General features: G+C 74.2%; 20 protein-coding genes. 4 read left to right on the plus strand and 16 right to left on the minus strand.

The window, feature by feature from the left end; all coding sequences use genetic code 11:
- Window positions 1-19: 19 nt before the first annotated feature.
- Genes POF43_RS09115 through POF43_RS09135 form a run of 5 tightly spaced genes read right to left on the minus strand, consistent with a single transcriptional unit; the run spans window position 20 to window position 5343 of the window.
- Window positions 20-817, minus strand: coding sequence for a type III pantothenate kinase (locus POF43_RS09115; protein ID WP_271314799.1), 798 nt, complete (start codon window positions 815-817; stop codon window positions 20-22).
- Complete coding sequence (nadC, locus tag POF43_RS09120) at window positions 817-1830, minus strand: carboxylating nicotinate-nucleotide diphosphorylase (RefSeq protein WP_271323570.1); 1014 nt, start codon at window positions 1828-1830, stop codon at window positions 817-819. Before nadC ends, POF43_RS09115 begins: the two co-directional genes overlap by 1 nt.
- Window positions 1827-3554 (minus strand): L-aspartate oxidase, encoded by a 1728-nt coding sequence (locus tag POF43_RS09125; RefSeq protein WP_271323569.1) that lies wholly within the window; start codon window positions 3552-3554, stop codon window positions 1827-1829. Before POF43_RS09125 ends, nadC begins: the two co-directional genes overlap by 4 nt.
- A complete protein-coding gene (gene panC / locus POF43_RS09130) occupies window positions 3551-4408 on the minus strand; it encodes a pantoate--beta-alanine ligase (RefSeq protein ID WP_271323568.1) in 858 nt (285 codons plus the stop codon). The genes POF43_RS09125 and panC overlap by 4 nt, the downstream gene beginning before the upstream one ends.
- Window positions 4405-5343 (minus strand): Rossmann-like and DUF2520 domain-containing protein, encoded by a 939-nt coding sequence (locus POF43_RS09135; protein ID WP_271314795.1) that lies wholly within the window; start codon window positions 5341-5343, stop codon window positions 4405-4407. The genes panC and POF43_RS09135 overlap by 4 nt, the downstream gene beginning before the upstream one ends.
- Window positions 5344-5491: 148 nt before the next feature.
- On the opposite strand from POF43_RS09135, the gene POF43_RS09140 reads away from it, so the two are divergent.
- Entirely contained in the window at window positions 5492-6658 is a 1167-nt protein-coding gene (locus POF43_RS09140; protein ID WP_271323567.1) for a threonine aldolase family protein, read from the plus strand.
- A 44-nt stretch (window positions 6659-6702) separates the two neighbouring features.
- Here POF43_RS09140 and POF43_RS09145 read toward each other — a convergent pair whose 3' ends face one another.
- On the minus strand, window positions 6703-7386 hold the full coding sequence (locus POF43_RS09145) for a response regulator (RefSeq protein ID WP_271314801.1): 684 nt from the start codon (window positions 7384-7386) through the stop codon (window positions 6703-6705).
- Window positions 7387-7433: 47 nt separating this feature from the next.
- Window positions 7434-8633: a sensor histidine kinase gene (locus POF43_RS09150; RefSeq protein ID WP_271323566.1), complete on the minus strand. Its 1200-nt coding sequence runs from the start codon at window positions 8631-8633 to the stop codon at window positions 7434-7436.
- A 121-nt stretch (window positions 8634-8754) separates the two neighbouring features.
- On the opposite strand from POF43_RS09150, the gene POF43_RS09155 reads away from it, so the two are divergent.
- A complete protein-coding gene (locus POF43_RS09155) occupies window positions 8755-9795 on the plus strand; it encodes an SAM-dependent methyltransferase (RefSeq protein ID WP_271323565.1) in 1041 nt (346 codons plus the stop codon).
- 12 nt (window positions 9796-9807) lie between these two features.
- Window positions 9808-10950: an NADH-quinone oxidoreductase subunit D gene (locus POF43_RS09160; protein ID WP_271314792.1), complete on the plus strand. Its 1143-nt coding sequence runs from the start codon at window positions 9808-9810 to the stop codon at window positions 10948-10950.
- Between the two features lie 282 nt (window positions 10951-11232).
- On the opposite strand, the gene POF43_RS09165 is transcribed toward POF43_RS09160, so the two are convergent.
- From POF43_RS09165 to POF43_RS09180, 4 genes are all read right to left on the minus strand, one after another.
- Window positions 11233-12216 (minus strand): hypothetical protein, encoded by a 984-nt coding sequence (locus POF43_RS09165; RefSeq protein WP_282704496.1) that lies wholly within the window; start codon window positions 12214-12216, stop codon window positions 11233-11235.
- A 220-nt stretch (window positions 12217-12436) separates the two neighbouring features.
- Entirely contained in the window at window positions 12437-13405 is a 969-nt protein-coding gene (locus POF43_RS09170) for an ABC transporter substrate-binding protein (RefSeq protein WP_271313690.1), read from the minus strand.
- Complete coding sequence (locus POF43_RS09175; RefSeq protein WP_271322817.1) at window positions 13402-14145, minus strand: ABC transporter permease; 744 nt, start codon at window positions 14143-14145, stop codon at window positions 13402-13404. Before POF43_RS09175 ends, POF43_RS09170 begins: the two co-directional genes overlap by 4 nt.
- On the minus strand, window positions 14145-14876 hold the full coding sequence (locus POF43_RS09180) for an ABC transporter permease (protein WP_271322818.1): 732 nt from the start codon (window positions 14874-14876) through the stop codon (window positions 14145-14147). Before POF43_RS09180 ends, POF43_RS09175 begins: the two co-directional genes overlap by 1 nt.
- 217 nt (window positions 14877-15093) lie before the next feature.
- Here POF43_RS09180 and POF43_RS09185 point away from each other — a divergent pair, with 217 nt between their 5' ends.
- On the plus strand, window positions 15094-16257 hold the full coding sequence (locus POF43_RS09185; protein WP_271313687.1) for an ABC transporter ATP-binding protein: 1164 nt from the start codon (window positions 15094-15096) through the stop codon (window positions 16255-16257).
- A 228-nt stretch (window positions 16258-16485) separates the two neighbouring features.
- Here the strand turns inward: POF43_RS09185 and POF43_RS09190 are convergent, their stop codons facing one another.
- From POF43_RS09190 to folP, 5 genes are all read right to left on the minus strand, one after another.
- Complete coding sequence (locus POF43_RS09190) at window positions 16486-16974, minus strand: DUF3180 domain-containing protein (protein ID WP_271313686.1); 489 nt, start codon at window positions 16972-16974, stop codon at window positions 16486-16488.
- An 80-nt stretch (window positions 16975-17054) separates the two neighbouring features.
- The gene (folK, locus tag POF43_RS09195) at window positions 17055-17645 is read right to left on the minus strand and encodes a 2-amino-4-hydroxy-6-hydroxymethyldihydropteridine diphosphokinase (RefSeq protein ID WP_271313685.1); all 591 of its coding nucleotides are present in this window, start codon (window positions 17643-17645) and stop codon (window positions 17055-17057) included.
- Window positions 17642-18001, minus strand: a complete 360-nt coding sequence (folB, locus tag POF43_RS09200) for a dihydroneopterin aldolase (RefSeq protein ID WP_271313684.1) — start codon at window positions 17999-18001, stop codon at window positions 17642-17644. Before folB ends, folK begins: the two co-directional genes overlap by 4 nt.
- A gap of 197 nt (window positions 18002-18198) precedes the next feature.
- Window positions 18199-18774, minus strand: a complete 576-nt coding sequence (locus POF43_RS09205; RefSeq protein WP_271322819.1) for a nuclear transport factor 2 family protein — start codon at window positions 18772-18774, stop codon at window positions 18199-18201.
- Complete coding sequence (gene folP / locus POF43_RS09210; RefSeq protein WP_271322820.1) at window positions 18771-19625, minus strand: dihydropteroate synthase; 855 nt, start codon at window positions 19623-19625, stop codon at window positions 18771-18773. Before folP ends, POF43_RS09205 begins: the two co-directional genes overlap by 4 nt.
- Between the last annotated feature and the right edge of the window lie 47 nt (window positions 19626-19672).

The following is a 19672-nucleotide window of genomic DNA, read 5'->3' on the forward strand; positions in this document are numbered from 1 at the left end:
GCTGGACGCGCCCGCGCCGTCAGCTCGACGTGACGTTGCGCTCGTAGACCAGGCGCAGCCCGATCAGGGTGAGCCAGGGCTCGTGCTCGTCGATGATGGACGCCTCGCCGAGGACCAGCGGGGCGAGGCCGCCGGTGGCGATGACGGTGACGTCGTCGGGGTCGTCGGCGAGTTCGCGGGCCATGCGTTCGCCGATGCCGTCGACCTGGCCGGCGAAGCCGTAGAGGATGCCGGACTGCATGGCCTCGACGGTGTTGCGGCCGATGACGCTGCGGGGGCGGGCGAGTTCGATCTTGCGCAGCTGGGCGCCGCGCACGCCGAGGGCGTCGACGGAGATCTCGATGCCGGGGGCGATGGCGCCGCCGAGGTACTCGCCGCGGGCGGAGACGGCGTCGAAGGTGGTGGCGGTGCCGAAGTCCACCACGATGCACGGGCCGTCGTAGAGGTGGACGGCGGCGAGCGCGTTGATGATGCGGTCGGCGCCGACCTCCTTGGGGTGGTCGGCCAGGATCGGCACGCCGGTCTTGACGCCGGGTTCGACCAGTACGGACGGCACGTCGCCGTAGTAGCGGCGGGTGACCTCGCGCAGTTCGTGCAGGACGGACGGGACGGTGGAGCAGATGGAGATGCCGTCCACCCCGTCGCCCAGCTCGTCGCCGAGCAGCGGGTGGGTGCCCATCAACCCGTGCAGCAGCACGGCGAGTTCGTCGGCGGTGCGCCGCGCGTCGGTGGAGATCCGCCAGTGCTCGACGATCTCCTCGCCGTCGAACAGGCCGAGGACGGTGTGGGTGTTGCCGACGTCGATGGTGAGGAGCATCAGGCGTCCGCCCGCAGGTCCAGGCCGATGTCGAGGACGGTCACCGAGTGGGTCAGGGCGCCGACGGCGAGGTAGTCCACGCCGGTCTCGGCGTAGGCGCGGGCGGTGGCCAGGGTGAGGCGGCCGGAGGACTCCAGGGCGGCGCGGCCGGCGACCAGCACGACGGCCTCGGCGGTGGCCTCGGGGGTGAAGTTGTCCAGCAGGATCAGGTCGGCGCCGGCCTCCACGACCTCGCGGACCTGGTCGAGGGTGTCGGCCTCGACCTCCACGTCCAGGCCGGGGAACTCCTCGCGGACCGCACGGAACGCGTTGACCACGCCGCCGGCCGCGATGACGTGGTTGTCCTTGACCAGGGCCGCGTCGGACAGCGACATGCGGTGGTTGACGCCGCCGCCGCAGCGCACCGCGTACTTCTCCAGGGCGCGCAGGCCCGGGGTGGTCTTGCGGGTGTCGCGGACCTTGGCGTGGGTGCCCTCCAGCACGTCGGCCCAGGCGCGGGTGGCGGTGGCGATGCCGGACAGCCGGCCCAGCAGGTTCAGGGCGCTGCGCTCGGCGGTGAGCAGGTCGCGGGTGAGGGTGCGCACGGTCAGCAGCCGGTCGCCGGCCTCGACCCGGTCGCCGTCCTCGACGTGCCGTTCGACCTCGAACTCGTCGGTGCACACCACCGACAGCACGGCTTCGGCGACCCGCAGTCCGGCGACCACGCCGGCCTCGCGGGCGGTGAAGTCGCCGACCGCGACGGCGTCGGCGGGCACGGTGGCCACCGTGGTGACGTCCACGCCGTTGTCGAGGTCCTCCTCGATCGCCATGTGGGCGATGTCCTCGATCATGACCGGGTCGAGGCCGGCGTCGGCGAGCAGCTCGGCGAGGTCGGGGTCGAGGCCGCACTCCAGCGGGTCGAGTTCGTAGCCGTCGTCGCCGCCGCCGCATCCGCAGCCGTCGCCGCAGCCGCCCTCGGAGGCCGGGGACTGGCCGGGCAGGCCGATCTGGAGGAGGGGAAGGTCGGGGCTCATGAACGGTTCTCCACGGGGTATTCGGCCGCCGGTGCGGCGGTGACGACGGTGCTGACCGGCGGGAATGCGGTGCCGGGGGTGGCGCGGACGTCCGGTGTCCGCTCCGGGGTGAGGGTGACGACGAGGTGGCGGTGCCAGCGTTCGTCGTCCCGCTCGGGGTAATCCTCCCGCCAATGGCAGCCCCGTGTCTCCTTGCGGGTCCTGGCGCAGGTCACCAGGGTCTCGGCGACCAGCAGGAGGTTGGCGGTCTCCCAGGTGTCCACGCATGGTTCGGGGCCGGTGCCGTGCCGGGCGGCCTCGCGGGCCCGCTCGCGCAGTTCGCGCAGGCCGTCGGCGGCGGTGGCCAGCCCGGCCGCGTCGCGCAGTACGCCGGCGCCGGAGGTCATCAGGCGCTGGAGGACGGCGCGGTCGGCCGGTCCGGGCAGCGGGTCGGCCGGTGCGACCGGGGCGACGGGTTCGCCGGGTGCCCGGGCGCCGCGGCCGGCCAGGACGTCCTCCGCGATGCGTTCGGCGTAGACCAGGCCCTCCAGCAGCGAGTTGGACGCGAGCCGGTTGGCGCCGTGCACGCCGGTGCAGGCGGTCTCCCCGCAGGCGTACAGGCCCGGGACGGTGGTGTGGCCGCGCTCGTCGGTACGCACGCCGCCGGAGGCGTAGTGGGCGGCCGGGGAGACCGGGACCGGTTCGGTGACCGGGTCGATGCCGTGGGCGCGGCAGGCGGCGAGGATGGTGGGGAAACGGTGTTCCCACATGGCGGCGCCGAAGTGCCGGGCGTCGAGGTACATGTGCTCGGTGCCGGTCTCGCGCATGCGGCGGGTGATCGCCTTGGCGACGATGTCGCGCGGGGCGAGTTCGGCGAGTTCGTGCTGTCCGAGCATGAAGCGGACCCCGTCGGCGTCCACCAGGTGGGCGCCTTCGCCGCGTACCGCCTCGGAGACCAGCGGCTGCTGGCCCTCGGCGCCGGCGCCCAGCCACATGACCGTCGGGTGGAACTGGACGAACTCCAGGTCGCTCACCTCGGCGCCGGCCCGCAGCGCGAGCGCCACGCCGTCGCCGGTGGAGACGGCCGGGTTGGTGGTGGCGGAGAAGACCTGGCCCATGCCGCCGGTGGCCAGCACGACGGCGGGGGCGTGCACCGCGCCGACACCGTCGCGGGCGCCCTCCCCCATGACGTGCAGGGTGACGCCGGCGGTGCGGCCGGCGGCGTCGGTGAGCAGGTCGAGGACGAGGGCGTTCTCCACCGTCTCGATGCCGGCCGCGCGGACCGCGTCGACCAGGGCGCGGGAGACCTCGGCGCCGGTGGCGTCACCGCCGGCGTGCGCGATGCGCCTGCGGTGGTGGCCGCCCTCACGGGTGAGCAGGATCGCGCCGGTCAGCGGGTCGGCGTCGAAGCGGGCGCCGGTGGCGATCAGCCGCCGTACCGCGTCGGGGCCCTCGGTGACCAGCAGGCGCACCGCGGACTCGTCGCACAGTCCGGCGCCGGCCACCAGGGTGTCGTCCAGGTGCTGGCGGGGGGTGTCGCCGTCGCCGAGGGCGGCCGCGATGCCGCCCTGCGCCCAGCGGGTGGAGCCGTCGTCGAGGCGGGCCTTGGTGACGACGACGACGCGGGCGCCGCCGGCCGCGCAGCGCAGCGCGGTGGTCAGCCCGGCGACGCCGGAGCCGACGACCACGACGTCGGCGGCGCGGGACCAGCCGGGCGCGGGGGCGGCGAGCCGTATGTCGGTCATTCGACGTCTCCGAACGCCAGGGGGAGGTTGTCGATCAGCCGGGTGCCGCCGACCCGGGCGGCGACGGCCAGCACGGCCGGTCCGGTGTGGTCGTCGGCGGCGTCGGTGAAGGTGGCGGGGTCGACGAGGGCGAGGTAGTCCGCCGTCACACCGGCGGCGGCGTCCAGTTCGGCGCGGGCCGCCGAGCGGACCGCGGCCGGGCCGCCGGGCAGCGCGTCACGGCCGGCGAACAGCGCGCGCGACAGTGCGACCGCGTCCTGCCGTTCAGTGTCGGACAGGTAGCGGTTGCGGCTGGACCTGGCGAGGCCGTCCGGTTCGCGGACGGTGGGCACCGCCTCGATCCGCACCGGGAAGTTGAGGTCGGCGGCCATCCGGCGCACCAGGGCGATCTGCTGGGCGTCCTTCTGGCCGAAGAACGTGACGTCGGCGCCGGTGATGTGCAGCAGCTTGGCGACGACGGTGAGCATGCCGTCGAAGTGGCCGGGCCGGGCGGCGCCCTCGTAGCCGGCGCCCATGGGTCCGGCGGTGATGCCGGTCAGCACGCCGCCGTCCGGGTAGACCTCGCGGACGCCGGGGGCCAGGACCACGTCGGCGCCGGCCTTCCCGGCGAGGGCGACGTCGTCGTCGAGGGTGCGCGGGTAGCGGTCGAAGTCCTCGCCGGCGCCGAACTGGAGCGGGTTGACGAAGACGGTGACGACGACGCAGCCGCTTGGGCCGACGTGCTCGCGGGCGGCGCGGACCAGGGCGGCGTGGCCCTCGTGCAGGGCGCCCATGGTGAGGACGACGCCGCGGGTGCCGGGCCGGGCGGCCACCGCGTCGCGGTACTCGGCGATGGTGTGCGTCAGCAGGGTCATCGGGCGGTTCCGTCCTCGGGTCTGTCGGCGAGGGCACCGAGCAGGGCCTCGGCGAGTTCGGGCTTGAGCATGCCGTTGGTCAGCGCCCGGTCGGCGGTGGCGCGGGCCATGGCGACGTAGGAGGGCACGTTCTGCGGGGCGTGGGCGCGCAGCTGGTCGAGGTGGGCGGCGACCGTGCCGGCGTCGCCGCGCGAGACCGGGCCGGTCAGCGCCTGGTCGCCGGAGCGCAGCGCGTTGTCCAGGGCGGCGCCGAGCAGCGGGCCGAGCATCCGGCCGGGGTTGTCGACGCCGGCGGTGGCCAGCAGTTCGCGGGCCTGGGCGACCAGGGTGACCAGGTGGTTGGAGCCGATGGCCAGCGCCGCGTGGTAGAGCGGCCGGGCCTGCTCGTCGATCCACTCGGGTTCGCCGCCCATCTCCACGACGAGCGCCTCGGCGGCCAGCCGCAGCTCCTGCGGCGCGGTCACGCCGAACGAGCAGCCGGCCAGCCGGTCGACGTCGACGGTGGTGCCGGTGAACGTCATCGCCGGGTGCAGGGCCAGCGGCAGCGCGCCGGCCCGCCGGGCGGGGTCCAGGACACCGGCGCCGTACCGGCCGGAGGTGTGCGCCAGCAGCTGGCCGGGGCGGATCGCGCCGGTGTCGGCCAGGCCGGCGACCAGGCCGGGCAGCGCGTCGTCCGGGACGGTCAGCAGGACCAGGTCGGCGCGGGCCAGCACCTCGGCGGGTTCGACCAGCGGGACGTCGGGCAGCAGGGCGGCGGCCCGGCGGCGGGAGGCGTCGGAGACGCCGGAGGCGGCCACCGGGCGGTGTCCGGCCAGTTTCAGGGCGGCGGCCAGCGCGGGCCCGACGCGGCCGGCGCCCACGACCCCGACGGTCAGCCGGGCCGGACGGTCCTCGACGCCCGGGGGCCGGGGTCCTGGTTCGTGCGATGGGTTCACGCTGCGACGCCTTCCGTTCCAGTCCTCACCGGGTACCGGACGTGTCTTTTCGTCAATGCTACGCGAATGGCTTGCGGCAACCGGGGGAGAGCCGGAAGGGCGGATAAATCCCTGTGTTCGGCGGCAGCGGTGCGCGAGGATCACCCGTATGAGCGACACGGCCGGAATGTTTGAGGACGAGGCGGCACAGGAGGCGCGGGTGGCGCCGGACCCGGCGGTGCGGCGCCGGCGGGCGCTGGCCGGGGCGCGGCGCACGCTGGTGGACCGGCCGCGCAACCTGCGGCAGTCGCTGGCCGCGCTGGCCGACGGGGCCGAGGGCGCCTACGACCTCGACGAGCTGCCCGACCGGTACGGCAACGGGGTCGTCGCCGCGCTGGAGGACCGGGTGGCGGAGCTGCTGGGCATGCCGGCGGCGGCGTTCTTCCCGACCGGGACCATGGCGCAGCAGGTGGCGCTGCGGTGCTGGGCGGGCCGCACCGGGATCGCGACGGTGGCGTTGCACCCGCTGGCGCACCCGGAGATGTACGAGCGGGACGCGCTGAGCGCCCTGAGCGGGCTGCGGGGCGTGCACCCGACGAGGGAACGGCGGCTGCCCACCGCGGCCGAGGTGGCCGACCTCGACGAGCCGATCGGCACGCTGATGCTCGAACTGCCGCTGCGCGAGGCCGGGTTCGTGCTGCCGTCCTGGCAGGAGCTGACCGCGGTGGTGGCGGCCGGCCGGGAGCGGGACGCGGTGGTGCACTTCGACGGCGCCCGGCTGTGGGAGTGCGGACCGCACTTCGGGCGGTCGCTGCCGGAGCTGGCGGAGCTGGCCGACAGCGTCTACGTGTCGTTCTACAAGTCGCTGGGCGGCATGTCCGGTGCCGCGCTGGCCGGTCCGGCGGACTTCGTGGCGGAGGCGAAGGCGTGGCGGCACCGGTACGGCGGCCAGCTCTTCGAGCAGTGGCCGGCCGCGCTGTCGGCGCTGGCGGGTCTGCGTACCGAGCTGCCCCGGCTGGCGGCCTACGTGGCGCACGCGAAGACGGTGGCCGCCGCGCTGACCGAGGCGCTGGCGCCGCTGCCGTGGTCGCGGGTGCATCCGGCGGTGCCGCACACCCACCAGTTCCAGGTCTGGCTGCCGTTCGCGGCGTCGGCACTGGGCGAGGCGGTGCTCGCGCAGGCCGAGGAGGACGGCGTGATGCTCTTCTCCTGGTGGTCCGAGCCCGGTCCGCCCGGCCTGTCGATGACGGAGGTCACGGTGGCCTCCGACGCGCTGGAGTGGACCGCGCGTGACGTCCGCGAGGCGGTCGAAGGGCTGCTGCGGCGGCTGGTCTGACGCCGGGCGGGACCGCGAACCCGGGCCGGTCGGCGGGGCGGGGCCTACGCGCCGCCTGCCCGCACCAGGCCGGATTCGTAGGCCAGCACGACCGCCTGGACGCGGTCGCGCAGGTTGAGCTTGGTCAGCACCCGGCCGACGTGGGTCTTGACGGTGGCCTCCGACAGCACCAGGTGGCGGGCGATCTCCCCGTTGGACAGGCCCTGGGCGATCAGCAGCAGCACCTCGTGCTCGCGGTCGGTGAGGCGTTCCAGCTCGGTGTGGACCGGTGCCTCGGTGCGCGGCAGCAGGGGCGCGAAGCGGTCCAGCAGCCGCCGGGTGGTGCTGGGCGCGACGACGGAGTCGCCGCTGTGGACGGCGCGGATGGCCGCCAGCAGTTCGGCGGGCGGCACGTCCTTGAGCATGAAGCCGGCCGCGCCCGCCTTGAGCGCGGCGAAGGCGTACTCGTCGAGGTCGAACGTGGTGAGGATCAGCACCCGCGGGCCCTGGTCGCGCGCCGCCCGGTCCCGGCCGCCGCAGATGCGCCGGGTGGCCTCGACGCCGTCCATCCGCGGCATGCGCACGTCCATCAGGATCACGTCGACCGCGGAGCGGGCCAGCACCTCCAGGGCCTCGGCGCCGTCGCCCGCCTCGGCGACCACCTCCATGTCCGGCTGGGCGTTGAGCACCATGCGGAAGCCGGTGCGCAGCAGCGCCTGGTCGTCGACGAGCATCACGCGGATGGCCATGGCGTTCTCCAGCGGGAGGTGGGCGGGGGCGGCGTCGGACGCAACGTTCAACGCGCGGCCTTCAGCGGAAGTTCGGCGCGGATGCGGAAGCCGCCGCCGGGGCGGGGGCCGGTGTGCAGGGTGCCGCCGATCATGGCGATCCGCTCGCGCATGCCGATCAGGCCCTGGCCGAGGCCGTCCGCGCCGCCCTCGTCGGGGCCGCCGCCGAACGCGCCGCGGCCGTCGTCCTCGATGAGCATCCGCAGCTCGTGCTCGGCGTAGGTCAGCTGGACGGTGGCGTGCGCGGCGGGGCCGCCGTGCTTGCGGGTGTTGGTCAGCGCCTCCTGCACGATGCGGTAGGCGGTCAGCTCCACGCCGCTGGACAGCGGGCGGCTGGAGCCGTCGACGGCGAAGTCCACCGGCAGGCCGGCACCGCGCACCTGCTCGATGAGTTCGCCGAGCTGGTCGACGCCGGGCTGCGGCACGTACTCGCCGCCGGAGTCGTCGGAGGTGCGCAGCAGCCCCAGCAGGCGGCGCATCTCGGCCAGCGCCAGCCGGCCGGTCTGCGAGATGGTGCCCAGCGCCTGCTTGGCCTGCTCCGGTGAGGAGTCCAGGACGTAGGCGGCGCCGTCGGCCTGCACGACCATGACGGAGACGTTGTGGGCGACGACGTCGTGCAGCTCGCGGGCGATCCGGGCGCGTTCGGCGGCGACGGCGGCCTTGGACTGGGCCTCGCGCTCGCGTTGCAGCCGCTCGGCGCGTTCCTCCAGCTGGGCGTAGTACGCGCGCCGGGTGCGCAGGCTGTCGCCGATGACCCAGGCCAGCGCGAACGGGATGGTGAGGAAGACCGCCTGGACGACCCGGGTCCAGCCGGTGTCGTAGGAGCCGGACCAGCGCAGTTCCGACAGCGCGGGGGCGCACAGTGCGAACAGCAGCGCGAGGCGGGAGGACCAGCGCGCTCCCACGGAGGCGACGGTGTAGGCGATGGCCAGCATGGCGAGGTCGGCGGGCAGCACCCGTACGTCGGCCGCCAGCTGGAAGAGTCCGGTAGCGATGGTCAGCAGCAGCATCGCCTCGGGGAAACGCCGGCGCAGCGACACCACCGTGCACAGGGCCAGCGTGCAGACGACGGCCAGCCACGAGTGGTGGTAGAGGCTCCCGTCGCGGCCGGCCACGATCACCAGCGCCGAGAGCCCGAGCAGGACGACGGCCCAGAAGGTGTCGACCATGGTCGGGTGGCGCCGGAAGAAATCGTAGAGACCCTGCACGTAACCCAGCGTAGGTACGAGGCGGGCGTCGAAGGGTCAACCACGAGAGCGATCCTCACCACCGCGGGTAGTCCGCAGGGTGGATGCCGGGCGGCCCGGCGGGCGGCCTTACGGTGGGCGGGTGAGCACTGCTGAGCAGGACCCGCGGGACCCCGGTGGCTGGACCCGGTGGCGCGCGGCGGCCGAACGGGCGCTGTACGGCCCCGGCGGCTTCTTCGTACGACCTGACGATCCGACCGGCCCGGCCGGGCATTTCCGCACCTCGGTGCACGCCTCCCCCCTGTACGCGGCCGCCGTGGCCCGGCTGCTGCTGGCGGTCGACGAGGAGCTGGGCCGCCCGGCGCGGCTGGCGTTCGTCGACGTCGGCGCCGGCCGCGGCGAACTGGTCACCGCCGTCCGCTCCCTACTGCCGCCCGGTGTCGCGGACCGGCTGCGCGCCCACGCCGTCGAACGCGCCCCGCGCCCGGCCGCCCTGGACCCGGCGATCGGCTGGACGGCCGAGATCCCGCGCGGCCTGAGCGGGCTGCTGTTCGCCAACGAGTGGCTGGACAACGTGTGCGTCGAGGTGGCGCAGACCGACGAGGACGGCGTGCCGCGGTACGTGGAGACGCGGGCCGACGGTGAGGAACGGCTCGGGGCGCCGGTGACCGGCCCGGACGCGGACTGGCTGGCGCGCTGGTGGCCGTCGGCCGGGCGACCGGGCGACCGGGCGGAGATCGGCCGGCCCCGCGACGAGGCGTGGGCGGCGGCGGCCGGCGCACTGGAACGCGGACTGGCGGTCGCCGCCGACTACGCCCACCGGGCCGCCGACCGGCCGCCGTTCGGCACGCTGACCGGCTACCGGGCCGGCGCGCGCACCCCGCCGGTGCCGGACGGCTCGTGCGACCTGACCGCGCACGTCGCGCTGGACGCCTGCGCGGCGGCCGGCCCGGCCGGGGCGGTGCTGCTGACCCAGCGGGCCGCGCTGCGCGCCCTCGGGGTGGACGGCGCGCGGCCCGCGCTGTCGCTGGCGTCCAGCGACCCCGCCGGGTACGTGCGGGCGCTGGCGGCGGCGTCGCAGGCGGCGGAACTGACCGCGCCGCAGGGCCTGGGCGGCTTCGGCTGGCTGGCGGTGCCGGTAAAGGCGGGGCTGCCGGGGTCGCTGCGGCGGGCGGTGGACTGAGACACTGGGCGCATGACGCAGACGACGGTCGGGATCGGCGGCGCCGCCGAGGGCACCGACATGGTGCTGAACATCGGCCCGCAGCATCCCTCCACGCACGGGGTGCTGCGGTTGCGGCTGGTACTGGACGGCGAGCGGATCAGCAGCGCCGAGCCCGTCATCGGCTACATGCACCGCGGCGCGGAGAAACTGTTCGAGGCCCGGGACTACCGGCAGATCATCATGCTGGCCAACCGGCACGACTGGCTGTCGGCGTTCTCCAACGAACTCGGCGTGGTGCTCGCCGTCGAGCGGATGCTCGGCATGGAGGTGCCCGAACGCGCGGTGTGGACCCGCACGCTGCTCGCCGAGCTGAACCGGGCCCTCAACCACCTGATGTTCCTCGGCTCCTACCCCCTGGAGCTGGGCGGCATGACGCCGGTCTTCCACGCGTTCCGCGAACGCGAGGAGCTCCAGACCGTCATGGAGGAGATCTCCGGCGGCCGGATGCACTACATGTTCAACCGGGTCGGCGGCCTCAAGGAGGACATGCCGGCCGGCTGGACCGGCCGGGCCCGGCAGGCGGTCGCCGCGGTGCGCGGCCGGATGGACGTCTTCGACAAGCTGGTGCTCGGCAACGAGATCTTCCGGGCCCGCACCCGCGGCGTCGGCGTCCTCGACCGGCGCACCGTGCACGCCTACGGGGTCAGCGGTCCGGTCGCGCGCGCCTGCGGCACCGACTTCGACCTGCGCCGCGACGAGCCGTACCTCGCCTACGGGGAGCTGGCCGACGTGCTGAAGGTGGTCACCCGCGAGGAGGGCGACTGCCTGGCCCGGTTCGAGTGCCTGCTGGAGCAGACGCACAACGCGCTGGACCTGGCCGACGCCTGCCTGGACCGGCTGGCGGAGCTGCCGCCGGGCCCGGTCAACCAGCGGCTGCCGAAGGTGCTGAAGGCCCCGGAAGGCGCGACGTACGCCTGGACCGAGAACCCGCTGGGCGTCAACGGCTACTACCTGGTCTCCAAGGGCGAGAAGACGCCGTACCGCCTCAAGCTGCGCTCCGCGTCGTTCAACAACGTGCAGGTGCTGACCGAACTGCTGCCCGGCACGCTGGTCGCCGACATGGTGGCGATCCTGGGGTCGCTGTTCTTCGTGGTCGGCGACGTCGACAAGTAGGGCCGGGCAAGGGCCCGGCACGCCTTCACCGGTGACCGGTGGGTGCGCGCCGCGGCGGGCGGTGCGGAGGGGGGTGGGTTCGTGCTCGGTGTCCCGGCAGGCCGCGGGGAACCTCGGTACGCCACCCCCCTTGGCCGCGGACCCCGCGGGGCGCTCCGTCCGACCTCTTCGCACCCGGCAGCGTAACGGCCGCCACCGACACGACGGTCGGCGTGCGGACGTTCCCCGCGTTCGCGGAGACCGGCGTGGTGCCGTGTCCGGCCGGCCCCCGGCGGGCGGTGCTCAGCCCTGGGCGCGCAGTTCGCGCACGTCGAGCTGCTCGGTCTCGTCGTGCGCGGTCAGGTCGATGACCTCCGGGCGCGGCGCCGGGGCGTGCTCGACCCGGGGGTGTCCGGCGGGGGCGGGATCGGCGGGGGCGGCCGGGGCCGCCTTGTGGGTGCCGAAGAAGTCGAAGCCGCCCATCGTGCGGCTGGCCGGCCGCGGCGGCTGGGTGTAGGGCAGCACGGCGGAGGCCACCGCGGGCACCAGCTGGTGTTCGCGCACCGGACGGTCGCCGCGGTCCGACGGTTCGGGGTGCGGGCGGCCGGCCGGCGGCTGGGCGTGGCGGCCGGGGCGTTCCTCACCGTCGGCGCGCGCGGCGGCGGCCTCCCGGCGGCGGGCGGTCTCGACGGTGCGCAGCGCCTGCTGGCGTGCGGCGTTGCGCGGCAGGGCCAGCAGGGCGGCGGCGGCCCGCCGGTACGCCTCCTGGGTCGGCGCGGCGGACGGCGCGGCGGTCGGCGGGGCGATGGCGCGCGGCGGGGTGGCCGCCTCTATGGCCAGCCGGCGGCGGCTCTCCAGCACCCGGGCCCGCTCGGTCTCGGCGTGGGCGTAGCGGCGCAGGACCTCGGCGTGCTCGCCGCGCAGTTTGGCCAGTTCGGCACGTTTGGCCCGCAGTTCGGCCTCCATGCGCTGCCGGATCGCGCGGGCCTCCTCGACGTCGCTCTCCAGCTCCGCGAGGTGTTCCTCGGCACGCCACTCGTCGCGGGACCGGGCGGCGGTCAGGTCGGCGACCCGCTTGCCGGCCGAACGGTCCCAGCGGCGCATCAGCACGGCGGCGAACAGCGCGCCGGCCGCCGCGGCGGCGACCATGCCGCGCCGCACGGCATCGTGCGGGCCGGCCGGGGCGAACCAGACGCCCACGGCGACGGCGACGGAGAACCCCGCGACCGCCAACGGGGCCAGCCGCCGGTGCAGTGCTGGGGAAACTCGGTGTCGTCCACGGGCCATGGCTTGAAACCTAGCGCGGTTATCCGGCCGCTGGGAACCGGCGACCGGATTTCTCACGCCCTGCTCACGACAAGATCTGATAACGGGCCCGGAATCGCGACGCGGTGTTCTCCGGCCGAAGTGGTGGGACGCATTCCGCCGGCCGCCGACGCTTTCATGATCGTCGACGGCCGGCGGAGGCGTTGCGGCCATTGCGCGCGCCCGCCGGGGCGCGGCGGCCTCAGACCAGGCCCTTGGCCTTCAGGTAGGCGGTGGCCACGTCGGAGGGCTTCTGGCGTTCGCCGTCGACCTGGTCGTCGAGCTTGGTCAGGTCGGCGGTGGTGAGCACCTTCGTCAGCTTGTCGAGCGCGTTCGCCACGGTCGCGTTACCGGCGTGCTTGGCGTTGACAATCGGCAGAACGTAGTCGGCGTTCTGGAGTTTCTTGTCGTCCTGGAGGAGGACGAGATTGAAATCCGGAAGCGTCGCGTCGGTGGTGGTGGTCAGCACCAGCTGGTCGGTGCCGGCCTTCACCGCCGCCTTGGACTGCGTGGTGCCGACGCCCTTGGGATCGATGCCGGTGACGTCGATGTGGTAGGTCTTCTTCAGGCCGGGCTCGCAGAACGGCCGGTCCGGGCATTCGTCGCCGGCCGCCAGCTTCACCGGCACGTGGGCGGCGCCCAGGTCGCTCAGCGACTTCAGGTGGTACTTCGCGGCGAACGTCTTCGACACCGCGAACGCGTTCTGGTCGACCGCCTGGCCGGCCGGCAGCACCTTCAGGCCGCGCGGGGTGGCGAGTTTGCTCAGCGCCGCCACCGTGGCCTTCACGTCCGGCGAGGCGACCGGCTTGGCGTTGGCGCCGTTGACCTTGTCGTTGAGGAATTCCGCCATCGTCGCCGCGTACTCCGGTACGACGTCGATCTGCCCCTTCTCCAGGGCGGGTTCGTACAGCTCGCGGTTGCTCACCGTCTTGATCGACGTCTTGTATCCGGCGTGGTTCAGCAATTGCGCGTACATCTGCGCCAGCACGGTGGACTCGGTGAATCCCGCCGAACCGATCACCAGCGAACCCTTGGAGCCGGAACCCGACTTCGTGGCGGACCCGGAACCGCTGCCCTCCAGGCTGTTGCCGCACGCGGACAGGCTGCCGGCCAGCACCATCGCGGTGGCGACCGCGCCGGCGGCACGTATGCCGCGAAGACCCTTGCTCATTCGGTAACCCATCTCTTGAACGGACCACTGGGGTTGGCGTCCGCCGAATCGTCACGGCGGCCACGTCGTACGGCGCGCCGGTGGCGCAGGGGGTCGGTGCAGCGCTGGAGCACCACGAACAGCCCCTCGATCAGCAGCGCCAGCCCGGCCACCAGCAGGGCACCGCCGACCACCTCGTAGGTGCGCTGGCGGGCGAACCCGGCGGTGATCAGCCGGCCCAGACCGCCGCCGCCGGGCAGCGCGGCCAGCGTCGCGGTGGCGACCACCTGCACGGCGGCGCTGCGCACCCCGGTCATGATGAGCGGGAAGGCCAGCGGCAGTTCGACCCGGCGCATCAGCTGCCAGCCGGTCATGCCCATGCCGCGGGCCGACTCGATGACGTCGCGGTCTACCTCGCGCATGCCCACGTAGGCGTTGGTCAGCAGCGGGGGTATGGCGAACAGCACCAGGGCGATGACGGTGGGCCACTGGCCGTCCTGGCCGATCGGGCTGAGCAGCAGCAGGACCAGCACCGCGAAGGTGGGCACCGCGCGGCCGGCGTTGGAGATGTTGACGGCCAGCGCGCCGCCGCGGCCGAGGTGGCCCAGGACCAGGGCGACCGGCAGCGCCAGCGCGCAGCTGATCGCCAGGCACACCACCGTCAGGTACAGGTGCTCGCCGAGCCGGACGCCGATGCCGTCGCCGCCGGACCAGCTCGCGCCGGACGTCAGCCAGGTCCACGCCTGCGGGATCGCTTCCATCAGGCCGCCACCTCCCCGGTCTCCACCCGGGCCACCGACCGGCGCACCCGGCGCCGGGCACCGCCGCGGGCCCGCGTCCAGGGGGTCAACAACCGCTGCACCCCCAGCAGCAGCAGGTCGGCCGCGACCGCCAGCACCACGCAGATGGCGGAGGCGGTCAGGACCTGCGCCTTGAACAGGCTGCTCATGCCCTCGTAGATCAGGTTGCCCAGGCCGCCGTACCCGACGATGGCGCCGATGGTGGTCAGCGAGACCGTGGAGACCGTGGCGATCCGCAGACCGGCCATGATCGCGGGCAGCGCCAGCGGCAGCTCGACCTGGAACAGCTGGCGGGTCTGGCCGAATCCCATGCCGCGGGCCGCCTCCTTGACGTCCTCGGGCACCGCCTCCAGCCCGGCGACGATGTTGCGCACCAGGATGGTCAGCGAGTACAGCACCAGACCGGTGACGACGACGGCGGCCGACAGCCCGAAGACCGGCAGCAGCAGCGAGAACATCGCCAGCGACGGAACGGTGTACAGGATGGTGGTGAAGCCGAGCACCGGCCCGGCCACCGCCTTCCAGCGCCGGGCCACCAGCGCCAGCGGGAACGCCACCACCACCCCGATCGCCACGGAGACCACGGTGATCCACACGTGCTGCACCGTGGCGTCGACCAGGTCCTGGGCCCGCGAGCTGACGTACGCCCCGCAGATCCAGTCGTTCGCCTCCAGGCAGTTTCGGCCGGCCATTGCGCTCACCTCCCCCGTCCGGTCCGGCGCAAGCGCCGCGTCGTATATCGATAGCGTCTCGGAGCAGAACCGGACCGTTCCCGGATCTGTTCCTCGCCAGCCCGGAGAGCCTATAACCGGCCACCGACGATCGGGCCGCAGTGCCACATCCCAGCAACATGGCATTCACACAAGGGGGGCAGGGTACGGTCGTCACCCCTTCCCGCTGCGAGGACACATGATCCGCTTCGAGCACGTCACCAAGCGCTATCCGGACGGCACCACCGCGGTGGACGACCTGTCCTTCGAGGTCGCCGAAGGCGAACTGGTCACGCTCGTCGGCCCGTCCGGCTGCGGCAAGACCACGACCATGAAGATGGTCAACCGGCTCATCGAACCCACCGAGGGCCGCATCCTGCTCGACGGCGAGGACATCGCCAAGCTCGACCCGGTCGTGCTGCGCCGCCGCATCGGCTACGTCATCCAGCAGGTGGGCCTGTTCCCGCACAAGACCGTGCTGGAGAACACCGCGACCGTCCCCAGCCTGCTGGGCTGGCCGCGCCGCAAGGCCCGCGAGCGCGCCACCGAACTGCTGGACCTGGTCGGCCTGGACCCGAAGGTGCACGGCGACCGCTACCCCGACCAGCTGTCCGGCGGCCAGCGCCAGCGGGTCGGGGTGGCCCGCGCGCTCGCCGCCGACCCGCCGGTGCTGCTGATGGACGAGCCGTTCGGCGCGGTCGACCCGGTGGTCCGCGAGAGACTCCAGGCCGAGTTCCTGCGGTTGCAGAGCCAGGTGCGCAAGACGGTGCTGTTCGTGACGCACGACATCGAGGAGGCGGTCCGGCTCGGCGACCGCATCGCGGTCTACGGCAACGGGCGCATCGAGCAGTTCGACTCCCCCGCGTCCGTGCTGGGCGCCCCCGCCAGCCCCTACGTGGCCGACTTCGTCGGCTCCGACCGCGGCCTGAAGCGGCTGTCGGTCACCCCGATAGAGCCCGGCGACCTGGTGGCACCGCCGGTCGTGCACCTCGACGACCCGGCCGGCCGCGCCGCCGACCGGCTGCGCGCGGAGAACGCCCAGTGGGCCGTCGTGCTGGACGGCGACGGCACGCTGCACGGCTGGGTCAGCGCCGAGGCGCTGACCGCCGGCACGGTCCGCGACCACTCCCGGCGCATGGAGGCGTGGCTGCCGCTCGGCGCCAACCTCAAGCAGGCGTTCAGCGTGATGCTCCAGCACGACGCGGGCTGGATCGCGGTACTGGACGGCGAGGGCGCCGACGCCCGGTTCCGCGGCGTGCTGACCCCGGCCCGGCTGCACGAGGCGCTGCGCCGCTCCATCGACGCCGACGCCCGCGACGTCCCCCGCGACGAGGTCGAGGTGGACACCGTCCCCAGCGTCTGACGGCGGTACGGGTCCGCGGGGCGGCCAAGGCGGTAGGCGGCCGGCGCGGACGAGGGCGGTACGCGGCCGGTGGGTGTGCAGGCGGTACGGGCCTGCGGTGCGGCCGACGGCGGTACGCGTCCCGGGAAGGGCCGACGGCGGTGCGGGCCCCCGGAAGGGCCGACGGCGGTACGGGTGTCGATTCCGTACCGCCTTCGGCGTGTCGTGGGGGGTGCGTCCGGGCCGGGGTCAGGCCTTCGCGGTGCCGCGGCCCGGGTCGTCCTCGTCGTCCGGGATGCGGCAGATGCGCTGGAGCCACAGCGCGGCGGCCACGATCGCGGCGCAGGCCACCACCGAGCAGCCGGAGTAGACCGCCTGGTCGCGGCGCGGCGCGATGTCGAGCTGGGAGGCGATCAGGAAGACGCAGAACCCGGCGTAGACCCCGGCGACCAGCGAGGCCACCAGGGCGCTGGCCTGGCCGAAGAGCACCGCGCGGGCGGCCAGCATCGGGTCGACGCCACGGGCCTGGGCCTGCCGCTCACGCTGTTCCTTCAGCCGGGCGCGCAGCGAGATCGCGGTGGCGGCCAGCACGGCGGCGATGGCGCCGAGCACGATCGGGGCGGCCAGCGGAACGCCGGGCAGCTCGCCCAGGGCGTTCCACAGCCGCGATCCGGCCCAGGCGACCACGGCGGTCACCAGGAACGTGCCGATCAGCACCCGGAAGCGCACCTGCTTCAACGACGTCTCCTCCTCGGCGGTACCCGGCCGGACCCGGTGGGCGGATCCTGCGGACCAGGATGCCACCACCGGGGCAACGTCTACTCGGGCAGCCTGAGTTCCGCGTCGCGGTGAACCCGTACGTCGTCGCGGCCGACGGTGTCGATCAGGTCGGCCACCGGGCCGCGGCCGGGCAGTTCGGCCGCCGGGTCCACGTCGTTCCACGGCACCAGCACGAAGGCCCGCTCGTGGGCGCGCGGGTGCGGCAGGGTGAGCGAGGGGTCCTCGGAGACGACGTCCTGGTAGGCGACGATGTCCACGTCGATGGTGCGCGGTCCCCAGCGCTCGTCGCGCACCCGCAGGAACGCCTCCTCGATGGCGTGGGCGCGCTCCAGCAGCGAGGTCGGCGGCAGGGTGGTCTTGATCAGCGCGACCGCGTTGAGGTAGTCGGGCTGGGAGCCGGGCTCGATGCCCCACGGCTCGGTCTCGTAGACCGGGGAGACCGCCTTCACCCGCAGGCCGGGCGTGTCGGCGAGGGCGTCGACGGCGCCCTGGAGGGTCTCCAGGCGGTTGCCGAGGTTGCTGCCGAGCGAGACGACAGCGCGGCGCGGGTTGTGCAGGGTGGTGTCGGCGGCGTCGACCTGCTGTTCAACGGAGACCGGTACCGGCTGGACGGTGGGGTCGGAACTCACTGGCGCCTCCTGCTGATGGTGATGGTCACGTCGTCGAACGGGACGGTGATCGGGGCATCCGGTTTGTGCACGGTCACCTCGACCTCCTGGACCACCGGGTGCGTGAAGCACTGGTCGGCGATGCGCTGGGCGAGCGTCTCGATGAGGTTGACCGGCTCGCCCTGCACCACGGCGACGGCCTCCTCGGCCACCACGCCGTAGTGCACGGTACGCGTCAGGTCGTCCGTCGCGGCGGCCTCGGTGGTGTCCAGGCCCAGTGTGAGGTCGACCATGAACGTCTGGCCCTCCGCCCGCTCCCGGGGGAAGACACCGTGGTGACCGCGAGCCTTCAGGCCGCGCAACGAGACACGGTCCACGAACACCACTCCCTACAGCACTGTCGAGAAGAACGCGTCGAATGTACCTGCGAGCACCGGCAACCCGTGCCGACGGGGGTGTCCGGTGCAGCCGCCTCTACCCGAGGGGTGCGTGCCTCAGTCCTGACCCGGCGCAATCTTGGCTCGAACGAGTGGTCCTGTGTCCCATGCGTGACGGTCCGTCACCTGTTTTGCCGCTAGGCCGAGTCGGGTCCGCCGAGCGGTCCGGCACCGGGTCCCTCGCCGTCGCCGGCCTCCCCGGACAGCACCGGGGAGCCGTGGTGGGACCACAGGCGCCAGCCGTCCGGTGTGCGGCGGAACACATTGCTGGCGACCACCAGGCCGCCGATCAGCTCGCCGGCTGACCCGTCGGGCTGGGCGGGGCCGCCGCTGAGGATGTTCTCGGTGCAGGTGACCAGCGCGGTGTCGCCGGAGACGGTGACCTCGACGTCGGTGAGGAAGAACTGGAGATAGTCGGTATTGGCGATGATCAGCGCGTAGGACCGCAGCACGTGGCCGCGGCCGCGCAGCACCGGCCAGCCGGGGTGCACGACGGCCACCGTCTCACCGAGCGCGCCGCCGAGCAGCAGCCGCTCCAACGCGTCGAGGTCGCCGGTCTCCACGGCGTCGTAGAACGCCTGGTGGACCTGCTCGACGGCGTCGTGGTCCTCGTCGGAGCCGAACGGGTCGGGCAGCGGGCCGTCGTCCGGATCGTCAGGGCCGCCGCGCCCGGGACCACCGCCGCGCCCGGGGCCGCCGCCGCGGCGCCTCATCCGGCGCCCTCCACGGCGCGGGCCACCCGGACCGCGTCGGCGGTGGGGGCGACCTGGTGGACCCGGACCGCCCAGGCGCCCTCACGGGCGGCGAGCGCGGAGACGGCGGCCGTCGCGGCGTCGCGCTGCCGGGCGGGGGGCGGGGTGCCGTCGGCGCCGGCCAGCACCCGGCCGAGGAACCGCTTGCGGGAGGCGGCGACCAGCAGCGGACGGCCCAGGTCGTGCAGTGCGTCGAGGTGGGCGAGCAGCGCCAGGTCGTGGTCGGCGTCCTTGGCGAATCCCAGGCCCGGGTCGAGCACGATCTTGTCCGGGTCGATCCCGCCGGCCACCACCGCCTCCAGCCGCTGCCGCAGTTCGGCGGCGACCTCGGCGACCACGTCGCCGTAGACCGCGCGGCGGTTCATGTCGATGCTCGCGCCCCGCCAGTGCATCACCACGAACGGCACGCCGGCCGCCGCGACCGCGGGCACCATCGCGGGGTCGGCCAGTCCGCCGCTGACGTCGTTGACCAGCCGGGCGCCGGCCGCCAGCGCCTGTTCGGCGACCGTGGCGCGCATGGTGTCGACGCTGACCAGCACGCCGGCCGCGGCCAGCTCGCGGACCACCGGCAGGACGCGGCGCAGCTCCTCCGCCTCGTCGACCCGGCGGGCGCCCGGCCGGGTCGACTCGCCGCCGACGTCGACCAGGTCGGCGCCGGCGGCCACCATCCGCAGGCCGTGCTCCACCGCCCGTCCCGCGTCGAACCAGCTGCCGCCGTCGGAGAAGGAGTCCGGCGTGACGTTGACCACGCCCATCACCGCACAGCGGTCCCACTCCGGCAGCCCCGCCACCCGGCCTCGCAACGCACCCATGGGCCAAAGCCTAGGCGGTGCCGGCGGCGACCGGCGCGGGGCGGGCC

It is taken from the genome of Streptantibioticus silvisoli (assembly GCF_027947535.2).
Lineage (GTDB): Bacteria > Actinomycetota > Actinomycetes > Streptomycetales > Streptomycetaceae > Streptantibioticus_C > Streptantibioticus_C silvisoli.